This is a genomic window from Streptomyces sp. YKOK-I1, assembly GCF_054660435.1.
Window position 1 is genome coordinate 3,737,954 of record NZ_BAAGDR010000001.1, and the last position, 13,915, is coordinate 3,751,868.

Here is a 13,915-nt window from a genome sequence, read left to right on the forward strand (position 1 = left end):
GGAGGCTTTCGAGGCGCGTTCGCCCGGCGCCCGACGGCCGCCGATGACCCGTGGCTAGGTTGGGGCCATGGCGGGTGACTGGAGGACGGATCGGATCGGGGCTGCGCTGCGAGGCGAGAACCCGACCGTGCTACGGCGGCTCGAGTCGGGGTTCGCGGTGATCGGCGACGTTCAGTTCCTGCCGGGTTACTCGGTTCTCCTCGTGGACGAACCAGGGGTTCAGCGGCTGTCGGATCTGCCGAGGGCGGGGCGGCTGTCGTTCCTGTCCGACATGGACCGTCTCGGAGAAGCCGTCGAGCGCGTCTGCCGACGCCTGGACCCCGGCTTCCGCCGGGTCAACCTGGAGATCCTGGGGAACACCGACCCGTTCCTGCACGCCCACGTCTGGCCACGGTTCACCTGGGAGCCGGCCGAGCTGGTGGGCAAGCCCGTGTGGCTGTACCCGGCCGACCGGTGGAGTGACGAGGGGTTCAGGCTGGGGCCGCAGCATGACGTGCTGCGGGACGAGATCGGGAGCGAACTCGATCGCCTGTGTTCGCAGGCTTGAGGGAAAGGATCGCCTGTTCCCTTCCCGCTCCAGGCATCACAGGCAGCTCGGCCACTTCAGACACTTCAGAACGTCAGATACTTCAGGCGCTGAGGCGCTCGACGAGCCTCGTCAGGGTGTCGAAGGCGGGCTTGGGAGAGTAGTCGTCCGTGGTGAGCCCGAATTGATGGAACAGCCCCGTTCGGGCGCTGTCGGCATCTCGCAGCGCGAAATGCGTGTAGCCGCTCAGACGCAGCCGCTTCGACTGGGCGGCGATCACCTCCACCACGGTCTCGACGACGTCGGCCTGCCGGCGCGGGTGGCGTTCGGGTCCGGTGGGCCAGCCGTGCTCGGTGATGTGCAGCGGCAGGTGTCCCAGGCCGGCGGGCGCCAGCACCGAGTCACGGTGGTGACGCAGCAGTGCCTCGACGGTGCGCGCGAGGTCGGACGCGTCGACGGGTCGGAAGACGTCGGGAAAGAAGTCCAGGCCCACGTAGTCCAGATCGGCGCGGAAGTCCTCTCCCCCGAGGCTGGTCAGGTCGGTGACGAAGGAGACCGCCGGCCCGAAGAGAGGGGCGGTGTTGAATCCGGCCCGCAGGTCGGTGTACCCGAGTTCACGTGCTCGCGCCTTGACGACGGAGACCCCGCGGACGATCGCCTCGCGCACCGCCGGGTAGTAGCCGTCCAGCGTCGGGTTCGACGTGACGTCGGGCTCTTCCGCCACTTGCAGCGTGCTCGTGACCGCGCCGTACTGCTCGACCAGCTCGCGCAGGAAGGCGCAGTAGCCGTCGACGTCCCCGGCTGCCGACCGGTACTGCGCCACCAGGTCCAGACGGCGCCCCCGGACCGCGTATCGGGCTGCGGCGACCGGCGCCGCGGTGGCGTGCGGCTCACCGAGGCGGGTGGCGTCGTCGAAGCTCAGGTAGGCGCGCACCAGGAACGGGCGCCCCGGTCGGCCCTGAAGACGGTCGAGCGCACTCGACACGAGGGCCGGGTCATCGGGCGGACCGTCGGCCAGGCCCCCGGTGTCGTCACCCGCGGCTCCGCCCGGATAGATCCCGAAGAGCAGGCCGTCGTACACCGTCGATGTCATGCGTCGGCTTCCTTCCGGTCGGGCGTCTCAAGGGGTGCGGAGATCGCTGCCGCAGCGGTCGGCCACGCCAGTGAGCCGGTGCGGATCTCGTCCATGACCGAGTCGATCCATGTCATCTCGGCGCGAGCGAGGCACAGCGCGTATTCGGCTTCGATGACGTGCAGTCGGGGTACGCCGGCCGCCAGGGCCGCCGCGAGACGGTCCTCATCGGCGGCCGTGCGGTGCCGGAGGCGTTGGGCGCGCTCGCCCAGTGCCTCCACCGCGCCGCTCGGCCCGAGGGCGCCGAGATAGGTGACCGCGCCCAGGAACTGCGAGAACTCGCGCTCCGGGTTGCGAATCTGGGAGTCCAGCCGTCGTACGAGTTCCTCGTGGCCCTGTTCCGTGAGGGCGTAGACGGTCCTCTCCGGACGGTTTCCCGAGCGCTCCTGCCCCTGCGAGGCAAGCCATCCGGCTTCGGTCAGGGCGGAAACGGTGTTGTAGAGCGTGCCCCGCGTGATCGCGGACGCGTGGCTGTCGCTGCGTTGTCGCAGTTCGGCAAGCATCTGATGCGGGTGCGAGGGCTGTTCCAGCAGGAGTCCCAGCACGGCCAGGACGACGGGGTTGTCGAGAGCGCGACGTGGCATAGTCGAACTCTACCAGTCCAAATAAACTATTCAGGTCGCCGGGACAGGATCAGCCGGCGTCGCTCCCGGTCGACGTCCATGACGACGACCGACACCTCCTCACCGACCTCGACGACATCCTCCACAGCCGCCACAGGCGCCGAACTGAGCTCGGGCAGTCGCACCAGACCCTCGACACCGTCCTCGACCTGGACGAGAACGCCGAACGGGACCAGCAGGGTGACGCGCCCCCGCAGTCTCTGCCCCACTGCGACGCGGTCGGCGAACGCAAGGAACGGGTCCGGCCGCATGGCCTTCAAAGACAGCCGGGCCTCACCGTTCGTGGTGTCGAACAGCAAGAACTCACACCGCACCCGCTGCCCGACCTCGACGACCTCGGACACCGTCTCGGAACACCGCCAGGACAGTTCGGGGTACGTGACGAAACCGACGCCGGGATGGACCGGATGGGCAGGGCCCTCGTCCAGCGCCACGAACACGCCGAACCGCTCGATCGACGCCACCGTGCCGGCCAGGCTCTCACCACGCCGAAGCCGCTTGAGGAACCCCCAGAGCTCCGGGTGCTCGGTGGCCGCCATCGACAGCTGTACCCGACCCGCGTCCCGGTCCACGGCCATCACCTCGGCAGTGATCCGCTGCCCCACCTCCGCCACCTCGGCCAAGCGCCGACGCCAGGAACCGTCCAACGCCCCGACCCGCCCGAGCGGCCGGGCGGCGAAACCGTCCAGGATCACCGACGCCTCGGACCGGGTGACCTCCGCGACCGTCCCGGAGCGGAGATCACCGACCTGGACCCCCGCCAGAAACCGCACGACACTCTGATCAACCGACGCATCCCCCATGCAGCCCAGGCTCGCACAGGAGCCGTGAACGGACTCCACGTCGTCGCACGGAAGACCGTCACCCCTCGTCGGCGATGCGCGCGCCGGTGGAGGCATCGAGCGCAACGTCCCGCCGGCCACTGGCCAGTCGAGGCGCATGGGCGTCATGACCTGGTCCGTGTACCGCCGATACACCACCGTGTGGACCATGGCCGGACCGTCACCGAGGGATCGGATGCGCTGATGAACCACGTGCGGGCGCGGTTCGCCCCAGCGGTGATCTTCAGGCGGCTTCCGTCCCTCAGGCACCCCACTCGTTGCGGGAGGGAAACGACTGGGCCGAGACCCACGGCGGTTGACGTGACGTCAGGCCAGGTCGGGCCAGGACCTGTCGACGCAGCTCGGCCAGCGTGGACGCGTGGTCCATCTCAGGCAGCCGCGGTTGTCCGGACTCGGGCGGAACCCGGCCGCTCCTGAGTCTGGGCACCTCGCTCCATATGGACGATCGATACCTCGAAGCTCAGGAACTCTTCCACACGGCCCTCAACGTCCCACCCCTTCATCCCTTCACCAAGCCGACGCCACCAAAGGCCTCGCCGAAGTCCGCATTACCCGGTGGGTCGAAATGTGCCAACAGGCCCTCGACAAGATCGACGGCAGTACGTGAAGGGCCGACTGGCACACGGCTCGCGCTCTCCAGGACCGCGCTCCCCCATCCCGCGACGAGACGGCGACTACGGCTGAGTCAAGAGCGCACTCGAGCGCTGGACCCACTCCACCTCGGACCGAATGCCCGCACGGCCCCCAGGAGTCGGCAGGGGCTTTCCGGGGCCCTCTCGGGCGGGCGTACCTTCACGGTTCCGAGAGAACCGAGCGCCGCGGCCACCTCATCCTCTGTGACCTCCGCCGCAGCGCCTCACTCACCTCAGTGCCCGTGCGCGTGCCCGTGCCCGCTCGTCGCCGTCTCCTTCTTGACCGTCAACGGGAGCAGAAGGAGGCCAAGGCCCTGCTGCCGGACGACGCGCCCAGGGCGTTGCTCTCCATCCGCCTGTCAGTCCTCACCGACGAGACGACCTCCCCCATCCGACAGGAACTCGATCTGCGGAAGCTCGCCCTGGAGCGAGGCCGCCGAGTCATCGGTGTCGCCAGCGACCTGAACGTGTCGGCGACGAAGGTCCCGCCGTGGAAGCGCAAGGAGCTGGGCGACTGGCTCAACAACCGCGCGCCGGAGTTCGACGAGATCCTTTTCTGGAAGCTGGACCGCTTCGTACGACGCCTCACGGACCTCAGCACCATGATCGAGTGGTGCCTGAAGTACGGGAAGAACCTGCTGTCCAAGCACGACTCGATCGATCGGACCACGACGGCCGGAAAGATCATGGTCACGATCATCGGCGGAATCGCCGAGATCGAGGCGGCCAACACCAGCACGCGCATCACGAGCCTGTGGGACTACGCCAGGACTCAGACGGATTAGGTCGTGGGCAAGCCGACGTACGGCTACGAGACGACGGAGAACGAGGACGGCAGAGTCGTCCTCGCCATCGATGAAGAGACATACAGAGCACTGCACTGGTGTCGCCGCGCCGCCCTGCGGCCGAAGCCCGCATCCGCGCGACGCATGTCCAGGGTGCTCATCCGTGCCGGAATCTGCGGACCGGGCCTGACGCTCCGCCGGCTCAGGAACCCCGGGCTGATGGGGTACCGAGTGGAGGAGAACAAGGTCGGTGGCGTACGCCGCTCGAAGATCGTGCTGGGCAACGACGGGAAGCCCATCCGTGTCGCGGACCCGATCTTCACGGAAGAGGAGTTCGAGACCCTGCAAGCGGCCCTGGACCGGCGAGGGAAGAACCAGCCCACCCGCGCCCCCGGCGGAGCGACACGGTTCCTGGGGGTGCTGCTCTGCGACGACTGCGGCAGCAACATGACCGTTCAGAAGACCACGCACAAGGGCCGGCAGTACGAGTACTTGCGATGCGGCATGTGCAAGAGCGGGGGCCACGGCGCACCGAACCCCCACCACATCTACAGCAAGTTCGTCGAAGACGTCCTCAAGGTTCTCGGCGACGACCCCGTCATGGTGCGGGAGTACCGCCAGGGCGCCGAAGCCCGCAAGGAGCAGAAGCGTCTTGAGGAGTCCATCAGCTACTACATGACCGGCCTCGAACCCGAAGGGCGTTTCACGAAGACCCGCTTCACGCGGGAGCAGGCCGAGAAGACCATGGACGACCTGATCAAGCAGTTGGAGGCCATCGACCCCAAGTCGACCAAGGACCGGTGGGTGGCCGTGCACAACGGCAAGTCGTTCCGGGAACGGTGGGAGGAGGGCGGCATGGAGGCCATGGGCGCCGATCTTCTCCGGGTGGGCGTGAAGTGCAGGATCACGCACCAAGGTGAAGGGGGTACGCGCTCCGCACGTCCATATGAAGCTCTTGATCCCCAAGGACGTTCGGGACCGTCTGATACTCAAGGAAGACGACTTCGCGGAAGCCTTCTGAACTCAGTCGCGACGACAGAGCGCAGCCGCCTGCCGAATGAACGGGAGGCGGCTACGGAAGGCCCTTGATCGCGGGTGAAGTGGTCACCCCTCGCCAGCGATGCGTTCGCCGGTAGCAGCGTCGATCACTATGTCCTGCTTGCCGCTACCGACCAGCCAGACCGGTCGCCACTTCCCCTTGATCTGCTGAGCAAGGAGCGAGGTGGAGTCACTCGGAAGTCCCGTCGCGTCCTCTGCCAGGGTCCTGGCCTTGGCTTCGTCGACAGTGACTCGGGGAAGTGCCGGATCGTCGACAGTCCGGGCGGTGAATCCGATCACCCGTCCTGTGGTGGTGATGGTGAGGTCGAGGCGCATGGGCATCATGACCTTGTCCGCGTAGCGCCGGTACACCACCGTGTAGGCCATGGTCGGACCGTCGCCAATGGAGCGGATGCGCTGATCGCTCCCTGCGACGTTCTGCGGGAACCACTTACGAGCGAACCGTTCAGCCTCTGCCGACACTTCCTTCTCATTGAGGCTGCCCTCATCTCCACGGGTGTTCGAGGACCAAGCACTTTCCAGGGTCTTCTCCGGCCATGTCCCAGAGATGGTGCCGCGGTTCGTCTCAGCGGTGATCTTCAGACGGCTTCCGTCCTTCTCGGTCGCAGTCCCCCGCACCTCCGTGTCGCTCCCGAACACGCCCTTGGCCGCCGTAGCAATCCACTCGTCGGCTTCAACGGCGGATTCGGCAAGGTCGCGCCTCTCGTCATCCATGGCGACGACGTCGACCGAATCGATCCGCGACTGGAAGACGCCCCCGACGGCCGCCACGGCGACCACAGTAAGCGACAGCCCCCAGACCAGGTCGCGCATGGGCTTGACCGGCGATTGCCGCCGCCAGTACAGCCATACGGCGCCTGCCAAGGCCCCCAGCGCAGCGCCGGTCGCGTTGGCCGCGAGGTCGGTCACACTGCACGAGCGCCCCAGATGGCCCACCGACTGGGCGAGTTCCACCACCCCGCTGAGGGCCCCGAAGGCAGCCGCAACCGTCACCGGCCTCCGGAAGAGCAGGACGGCCAGAAACGCACCAGGTGCGAAGAGCGCGATGTTCAGCAGAGAACTCGCCGACGTGAACAGGTGGGTGGGCAACCCGGTGTCACACTGCCAGGACTCCAGACCGGCGTCACCCGGCAGCAGAGTCACAGCCAGGATGCCGGCCAAGTAGGCCGCCAGAGCCGTCCTCAGGGGCCACGGCTTCTTCCTCGCCTTAGCCACAAGCGCCGTGGGCACCGCGACTAATACAGCGAGGATCAGGAAGGAGGCGATGAGGCCCGGTACGGCGGAGATGGACGCTTCAATCACGTTGGAGCCTTCGAAACACACAGCCGGGGTGCTGGTCAGGCACCCCGGCCGTTGCGGAAGTGGGCTAGCAGACCTCGAGGTTGGGCGTGTAGTAGTTGCCGGTGCTCGCCTTCATGTAACCAGCGATCGAGCAGTCCTCAACTTCGGACTTCCGCTTGCCGCCCCAGCTGTGCGACAGCGTCTGGCCTGAGGAGATCGACTTCTGGGTGTCCAGGAACAGCGCGTTCCCCGTCGTCATCGCGAGCTGAATCGTGACCTTACTGCCACCGGTCTTCTTGTAGGTGGTGGACGAGTAGTACAGAGCGCAGTTGCCGCTCACGAGACAGCCATCGTCTCCGTTGATGGTCAGCACCCCGTTGGACAGCTGCGTGCTCTTGGAGCCGAAGGCGAAGGCGCTCGTTCCCGTCAGTACGAGCGCGCCCGTCATCGCAGCGACAATCAGCTTCTTCCTCAACACTCTCTTTCCCCCTTCGTCTGGCTCAGATCATGCATTGATTGCAAGATCAACAACACGAGACACTAGACAGCCGAAACTTGACAGGACAAGGTCAAATGTCAAGGTTGACTCAAAGGCGATTCACAGACTGGCGTGATCTCGCTGGCCGGGGTACGTACGGGCGGCAGGCATGCACAGAGCTGCTGGCAGCTTCGACATCCGTCACCCACGCTCACGCAAACCACGAAGCCGGGTCGAACGGCTCTTCGGTGCCATCGTCGTCCACGATCACGATTTCACTTTCGATCACGGTGGCGGCACTACTCTCGGCGTTCCCCGGCGAGGGCAAGGGGCTGACGTGGGTACCGCGCTTGGGGAGAAAAGTCGTCGTCAGAGCAATCCCCCCGCTCGTTGGGCTTCCACAGCAAGCCGTCTGGAGTCCGCAAGGTCTTCGGCGATCCCGGCGGCAATGAGGGCAGCGGGGGGCCGGAGCCGACGTAGCGCCAGTTGTGTTCGGTGATCGCGTCGGGGTGTCGGTATGGCCCTTGTGGTGGGCGCGTTCGGCGCGCAGTGCTGCGTAGGTGGTGGAGTAGGCGCGGGATTTGGTGAGGATGTGGCCGCGGTAGCCGAGGGTGTGGGTCCACGGGCGGAGGCGGAGGGGTTCGTACTCGGGGAGGCCGCCGAGGCGCCAGCAGGCGCGCATGAGGGTGCGGACGTGGGTACTGACGGGTACCGACTCGATATCGGCCCAGGTGGTCAGGGGATGGTCGAGGCCGGCGCCGGTTTCGCTCGCTCCCTTGGTCACGTACTTGGCGACGTACGCGGCCACGGCGTCGCCATCAGGGCCTTCGCCGTCGGTGCGCAGGGGCCGGGCGTCGATCTGCTCACCCCAGCGCAAGACCCGCTCACCCACGGCCGGGCTGTAGGACGAGTGGACCAGGACGCGCCGGGCCGACTTGCGTACGGCATCGATGAGGAGCGGAACAGTGCCCCAGGCCGGGGGTTCGCCGTCGCATCCGATCGGTCCGTCGAGGCGCACGACGGCATGGACATGGACGGCCTCCCGTTTCTGGTACTCGGCGACGCGGGCGAAGGAGAGCCGGGCGTGTTCGGCGAAGCGGGACTGCACGAGGTCGGCTGAGGAGGCGAGGCGCCGCCGGACGTCGATGACGAAGCGGTCCCACAGCTTCGAGGCGTGCGCGTGCCAGAGGACGTGCCGGAGAGGTGGACCGGGTGGGCGCATCCGCCGGTTGCGGTGATCTGCTCCAGCCAGCGGGCGAACTTGGGGTCTTGGGCGAGGCGGATGGCGTCGCGGTCGGTTTCGGGGAGTTGACGCAGGCGCGCCGCGCGGTCAAGGGCGGCGCGCCGGTCAGCCGGGGTGTGCTCCGGGGTGATGGTGGTGACCTTCCAGGGCGAGCCGCCGAAGCGGCACAGATGCGAGTTGGTGGCGCGGGGTCGGTCATGGGGACCAATCCCTTGCGGTCGGGTGGCGGGGGGCAGCGCACTCGATTTCGACGGTGAAGATTGCTGCGGGGACACTCTGGAAGTCATGTCGAATATTCGGGAGGGGATACCCTTCCAAGATGCCCTGGCAGGGGACTTTCCGGGGGTGATCGCGATCATTTCCGGCACGATTTACCGTGAAGAAATTATGACCCTGACTCCCGACTCCTTTTTTGCAGCGTGGATAGGCTGGTTCACGACCGACGGATCCAATGGGGTTGCATGCGTTTATTCGCGCACTTCGCCGCCCTCAGCAAGTTGAGGGCCGCAGAAAGAGCCTCATAGCGCGCATCCACTACCGGTCACGCAATCGCTAGGCCCCTCGATAAGCCAATTCACGGGCACTGATGGCACAATATATTTCAGCTTCTTTGGCCCCCTCGATCGATTTACAAGAAAAGAAAATCTAGCCAAGGCGAGAACCGCAGCTTATCCCGCTAGTCCATCCGCGGTGGCACGTGGTTCGGGCTGGCGAGATGAACCGATGCCGAATGCGGATCCTGGCTGCCACTTCGACGCGGTGAACTTCGAGCCCTAGGGGTCCAACCTAAACTCAGTGCTGGTTGTTACTCCTCGACTAACCATAAAAGGACTAATTTCCTGCGCGGCGCTCGCCCCACGCTTACCCTTTGGGTCCCAATCGGAGATCTGAAATTTCGTAATAAGATCTGGTGCCGATTTCGACGAAAATGTAACGATGGTGCGCACCACCGGCCTGTCGCCAAGGTATTCACGGAACCAGTTAGAGGCCGGCACCGACGCTTCGAGGCAACTTGGGAAATTCCAATCGCGCCCACTACCCTTCGGGCATTTCTTAATATTCAGCTCATCCGCATACACTAGCAGCGAAAGTTGAACGGTAAGCCTCAATTTCTGCTGCTCATCATTCCTGACATCGAATACAACCGTTGTCGAGATCTTCTGACCAGGGGTTAGATGTCCCCCAGGTCTGATCAATCGACCAACTTTCAAAACTCCTCTATATGGACCGCCATCCGCCCACGGAACACGGTTCCTCTTAACGGCACCCCGAACTTCACTAAGCATCATAGGGTGGTCCCCTGCACCCACATCGTGCCCGCTTACAGAATAGACGGAGCCGAGAGTGCTCAGTGCAGCCTTCCCTACATTCTCCAGGGTGACAGTGCCACGCATTTGACTCACCACCCCTTCACGTCGCACCTCTTCGAGTTCAGCCTGAACATTCACGGTAGGACGCTCATGGGCCGGAAGGTAGAAGGTTTGATACCAGAATTGAATTAGACTCGCGAGCGGAAGTAGTGCGATGGCTGCAGCCCAGGCTGAATGCAGGTACTCAGGTCTAGTGACAAGGGCCGTGAAGGAAATTGCCACTGCCACAAAAAGCAGCGCACCAAAGAGGACAGTTAGGGCAACGTCACCCAAATCGTGCACCAAGCTTTTCATTTCCAACAAGATCGGCACAATGAACATCGGAATCATTGACGCCTGCCCGACCAGAACAGAGGGGAATCCCCAGGGCTTTCTCCGGACGGCAGGATTGAGCCTGACCTCCCTGAAAAGCTCAACGGCGGCAGCGAGATTAACGAACGCGACGATGACTCGCAGAAATCCCCAAGGGATTTGGGGATCACCATATGCGGTAATATCAACCATTCCGCTGACCACAAGAATTACAGAGTCCAATACGAGCGCGCAGCAAAGTACCCATAGCATGCAGCCAGGCTAGTTCGACCCGAAGATTTACCAGACAGCCATGCCGTTAGCGCTCCAGGAATTACGCCGTTGGAGGCACGCCCAGTAATCCGTCCGGCCAGGTGTCACGTGTGGCCACGAGAGTCTGTGGTGGGCCTGATTAGAACGCTTTGCATGAGCAGTGTCAGCAGCATCCTTCCGTGCTGTCAAAGGCTTATCGGTCGGGCGCAAATCGGGCAGGCAAGAACAACCCCCCTCTCCGCGTGCGCTGACGTGGCCCATTCAGTGGACCCGACTTCTGTCCAAAAAGATGAGCTGCTGGCGCCGAGAAGCATCCAACTGCCCGCCTATCCAGGCCCGCGCTTGCTTCGTACTCTCCACATCGGCAACGGCGGCCCCATCGTGTCCTGAGCAGTCCCTGCCGTAGCCCCATGGCGAAGGGCTCGCACGGGCTGCCGCCAGGTCGCTCCACAGGCGGCTGAGACGTTTACAGGCTTCAGATCCACTCCACCTCAGACTGGATTCCCAAAGAGCTCCCAGGCGGCGGCAGCGGCGTTCTAGGAACGTCCTGGGCAGTCGGCCGAGCCTCCACCAACCCGAGAGAGCCGAGCGCCGCGGCCACCTCATCCTCTGTGACCTCCGCCACAGCCTCAGCGATCCGCCGCAGCGCCTCGCTCACCTCAGTGCCCGTGCCCGTGCGCGTGCCCGCTGGTCGCTGTCTCCTTCTTGACCGTCAGCGGGAGCAGCTTCTTGCCCGTGGGGCCGATCTGGATGGTCGTGTCCATGGCGGGGCATACACCAACAGCTCTAAATCCAGTACCGTGGAGCCATGGGAACACGGACGAGGAAGCGCAGCACAACTCACTTACCGGCGTACGACGTTGAGACCGAGTGGACCGCGGCGGACATGACGGTCCTGGAGGACCTGAAGAAGGCCGAGACGCTGTTGCCGGACGACGCCCCGAGGGCGTTGCTCTCCATACGCCTCTCGGTGCTCACCGACGAGACGACCTCCCCCATCCGCCAGGAACTCGATCTGCGGAAGCTCGCCCTGGAGCGAGGCCGCCGAGTCGTCGGAGTCGCCAGCGACCTGAACGTGTCGGCGACGAAGGTCCCGCCATGGAAGCGCAAGGAGCTGGGCGACTGGCTCAACAACCGCGCGCCGGAGTTCGACGAGATCCTGTTCTGGAAGCTGGACCGGTTCGTACGACGCCTCACGGACCTCAGCACCATGATCGATTGGTGCCTGAAGTACGGGAAGAACCTCCTGTCCAAGCACGACTCGATCGACCTGACCACGACGGCCGGAAAGATAATGGTCACGATCATCGGCGGTATCGCCGAGATCGAGGCGGCCAACACCAGCACGCGCATCACGAGCCTGTGGGACTACGCCAGGACGCAGACGGATTGGGTCGTGGGCAAGCCGACGTACGGCTACGAGACGACGGAGAACGATGATGGCAGGGTCGTCCTCGCCATCAATGAAGAGGCGTACAGAGCACTGCACTGGTGTCGCCGCGCCGCCCTGAGGCCGAAGCCCGCATCTGCGCGGCGCATGTCCAGGGTCCTCATCCGTGCCGGAATCTGCGGACCGGGCCTGACCACGTCGACGATGCTCCGTCGGCTCCGGAACCCCGGCCTGATGGGGTACCGCGTGGAGGAGAACAAGGTCGGAGGCGTACGCCGCTCGAAGATCGTGCTGGGCAACGACGGGAAGCCCATCCGGGTGGCAGACCCGATCTTCACGGAAGAGGAGTTCGAGAGCCTGCAAGCGGCCCTGGACCGGCGAGGGAAGAACCAGCCCACCCGCGCCCCCGGCGGAGCGACACGGTTCCTGGGGGTGCTGCTCTGCGATGACTGCGGCAGCAACATGACCGTCCAGAAGACCACGCACAAGGGCCGGCACTACGAGTACCTGCGATGCGGCATGTGCAAGAGCGGGGGCCACGGCGCACCGAACCCTCACCACATCTACAGCAAGTTCGTCGAAGACGTCCTGAAGGTTCTCGGGGACGACCCCGTCATGGTGCGGGAGTACCGCCAGGGCGCCGAAGCCCGCAAGGAGCAGAAGCGCCTTGAGGAGTCCATCAGCTACTACATGACCGGTCTCGAACCTGAGGGGCGCTTCACGAAGACGCGCTTCACTCGGGAACAGGCCGAGAAGACCATGGACGACCTGATCAAACAGTTGGAGGCCATCGACCCCGAGTCGACGAAGGACCGGTGGGTGGCCGTACACAACGGCAAGTCGTTCCGGGAGCGCTGGGAGGAGGGCGGCATGGAGGCCATGGGCTCCGATCTTCTCCGGGTGGGCGTGAAGTGCAGGATCACGCGAACCAAGGTGAAGGGGGTACGCGCCCCGCACGTCCACATGAAGCTCTTGATCCCCAAAGACGTGCGGGACCGCCTGATCCTCAAGGAGGACGACTTCGCCGAGGCTTTCTAGTCTGCCGAGATCCTGGACGCCAGCGAGACAATCGCGGTGCGAAGTCGGTCGTCGTCCTCCTCATCACGCCATCGCACGACAGAGATCAGGACGCCGTTATCGCGAGCCTCGGCCGCTGCACGTGCACCATGCGGGCCGAGGCGAGCGTTCGACACGACCAACAGAGGTGCCGCGGAGGACGCCGCCCTACCAACGAATTCTTGGACCCGTGTCAGGGGAATCGCCGCGTCCTGTCGCTGGTGCCCGAGCACAGCGACAGCGATCACACGGTCTACTGGCATGTGTATGAGGTAGTCGTGACCGTAGTCGTAAGACGACTGCGTGATGGTGACTCCCGCGTCTACACAGCGAAGGATCGCTTCGTGGACGCGTCGCTCGTACAGCTCTCGCGAGAACTCACGCACCGCTGGATCTCTCTCAGCGGCGGGATCGACTGTCGTGAGCGTGTCGACTACGCGTTGAGCTTCTTCCGTCGGCGCATCCCTGGCATCGACGAGTACCTGACGTCTGCGGGCACGGGCGAACTGCACCTGTGTCTCACCATGCCCAAGGCTGTACAGCGGATTCCCGCTGATCAGCATGAACACCAGGATGACGCCAGCGATGATCAGAACGGCGCTGCCTGCCTGATTGTCCGAGAGGAAGACCGCGACTGCCCCTGCGCCCACCATGGGGAGCCCGACAACACCTGCCGTGACACGCCCCCAAAGGGGAAGAGGATCGGTATCGAGCGGGTCAGGCCCCTCTTCGGCGTTCTCCTCATTCTCTGCGGGCATGTCGTGACCATAGCGCCGCTCAGCCCAGCATCAAGTGGGTTGGAACCACGACGCCGGATCAAACGGTTCTTCCGTCCCGTCCTCGTCCACAATCACGATCTCACTTTCAATCATGGTGGCCACACCGCCCTCACTGCCCCCTGGCAAGGGCAAGGGGCTGCATTGCGGCGAAGCAC

The 13,915-nt window shown here is 64.8% G+C and carries 10 protein-coding genes and 1 pseudogene; 3 read left to right on the top strand and 8 right to left on the bottom strand.

Annotation, left to right across the window (positions count from 1 at the left end; translation table 11 throughout):
- The first annotated feature begins 67 nt into the window (after positions 1 to 67).
- Positions 68 to 547, top strand: a complete 480-nt coding sequence (locus tag ACYQ8Q_RS16195; protein WP_460065596.1) for an HIT family protein — start codon at positions 68 to 70, stop codon at positions 545 to 547.
- A gap of 82 nt (positions 548 to 629) precedes the next feature.
- Here the strand turns inward: ACYQ8Q_RS16195 and ACYQ8Q_RS16200 are convergent, their stop codons facing one another.
- The 3 genes from ACYQ8Q_RS16200 to ACYQ8Q_RS16210 are packed head-to-tail and all read right to left on the bottom strand — an operon-like array spanning position 630 to position 3,222.
- A complete protein-coding gene (locus ACYQ8Q_RS16200; RefSeq protein WP_460065597.1) occupies positions 630 to 1,619 on the bottom strand; it encodes a hypothetical protein in 990 nt (329 codons plus the stop codon).
- The gene (locus tag ACYQ8Q_RS16205) at positions 1,616 to 2,242 is read right to left on the bottom strand and encodes a PadR family transcriptional regulator (protein WP_460065598.1); all 627 of its coding nucleotides are present in this window, start codon (positions 2,240 to 2,242) and stop codon (positions 1,616 to 1,618) included. Before ACYQ8Q_RS16205 ends, ACYQ8Q_RS16200 begins: the two co-directional genes overlap by 4 nt.
- Positions 2,243 to 2,268: 26 nt before the next feature.
- Entirely contained in the window at positions 2,269 to 3,222 is a 954-nt protein-coding gene (locus ACYQ8Q_RS16210) for a S1 RNA-binding domain-containing protein (protein ID WP_460065599.1), read from the bottom strand.
- Between the two features lie 787 nt (positions 3,223 to 4,009).
- Between ACYQ8Q_RS16210 and ACYQ8Q_RS16215 the strand changes: the two are divergent.
- Positions 4,010 to 5,561, top strand: a pseudogene (locus tag ACYQ8Q_RS16215) (recombinase family protein).
- A gap of 83 nt (positions 5,562 to 5,644) precedes the next feature.
- On the opposite strand, the gene ACYQ8Q_RS16220 reads toward ACYQ8Q_RS16215, so the two are convergent.
- The 4 genes from ACYQ8Q_RS16220 to ACYQ8Q_RS16235 form a co-directional block, all read right to left on the bottom strand.
- Entirely contained in the window at positions 5,645 to 6,901 is a 1,257-nt protein-coding gene (locus ACYQ8Q_RS16220) for a VanZ family protein (RefSeq protein ID WP_460065601.1), read from the bottom strand.
- A 64-nt stretch (positions 6,902 to 6,965) separates the two neighbouring features.
- Positions 6,966 to 7,355: a hypothetical protein gene (locus tag ACYQ8Q_RS16225; protein WP_460065603.1), complete on the bottom strand. Its 390-nt coding sequence runs from the start codon at positions 7,353 to 7,355 to the stop codon at positions 6,966 to 6,968.
- A gap of 214 nt (positions 7,356 to 7,569) precedes the next feature.
- Positions 7,570 to 8,580 (bottom strand): replication initiator, encoded by a 1,011-nt coding sequence (locus ACYQ8Q_RS16230; protein WP_460065604.1) that lies wholly within the window; start codon positions 8,578 to 8,580, stop codon positions 7,570 to 7,572.
- A 794-nt stretch (positions 8,581 to 9,374) separates the two neighbouring features.
- Positions 9,375 to 10,535 (bottom strand): hypothetical protein, encoded by a 1,161-nt coding sequence (locus ACYQ8Q_RS16235; RefSeq protein ID WP_460065606.1) that lies wholly within the window; start codon positions 10,533 to 10,535, stop codon positions 9,375 to 9,377.
- An 886-nt stretch (positions 10,536 to 11,421) separates the two neighbouring features.
- On the opposite strand from ACYQ8Q_RS16235, the gene ACYQ8Q_RS16240 reads away from it, so the two are divergent.
- On the top strand, positions 11,422 to 12,963 hold the full coding sequence (locus ACYQ8Q_RS16240; RefSeq protein WP_460065607.1) for a recombinase family protein: 1,542 nt from the start codon (positions 11,422 to 11,424) through the stop codon (positions 12,961 to 12,963).
- Here ACYQ8Q_RS16240 and ACYQ8Q_RS16245 read toward each other — a convergent pair.
- Positions 12,960 to 13,739, bottom strand: a complete 780-nt coding sequence (locus ACYQ8Q_RS16245; protein ID WP_460065609.1) for a hypothetical protein — start codon at positions 13,737 to 13,739, stop codon at positions 12,960 to 12,962. The genes ACYQ8Q_RS16240 and ACYQ8Q_RS16245 overlap by 4 nt on opposite strands.
- Between the last annotated feature and the right edge of the window lie 176 nt (positions 13,740 to 13,915).

Coding starts and splice junctions, on each gene's coding strand:
- ACYQ8Q_RS16240 (WP_460065607.1), top strand. CDS start 11,422: ATGACGGTCCTGGAGGACCTGAAGAAGGCCGAGACGCTGTTGCCGGAC.
- ACYQ8Q_RS16205 (WP_460065598.1), bottom strand. CDS start 2,242: ATGCCACGTCGCGCTCTCGACAACCCCGTCGTCCTGGCCGTGCTGGGA.
- ACYQ8Q_RS16235 (WP_460065606.1), bottom strand. CDS start 10,535: ATGCTATGGGTACTTTGCTGCGCGCTCGTATTGGACTCTGTAATTCTT.
- ACYQ8Q_RS16245 (WP_460065609.1), bottom strand. CDS start 13,739: ATGCCCGCAGAGAATGAGGAGAACGCCGAAGAGGGGCCTGACCCGCTC.
- ACYQ8Q_RS16200 (WP_460065597.1), bottom strand. CDS start 1,619: ATGACATCGACGGTGTACGACGGCCTGCTCTTCGGGATCTATCCGGGC.
- ACYQ8Q_RS16195 (WP_460065596.1), top strand. CDS start 68: ATGGCGGGTGACTGGAGGACGGATCGGATCGGGGCTGCGCTGCGAGGC.
- ACYQ8Q_RS16210 (WP_460065599.1), bottom strand. CDS start 3,222: ATGCGCCTCGACTGGCCAGTGGCCGGCGGGACGTTGCGCTCGATGCCT.
- ACYQ8Q_RS16230 (WP_460065604.1), bottom strand. CDS start 8,580: ATGCGCCCACCCGGTCCACCTCTCCGGCACGTCCTCTGGCACGCGCAC.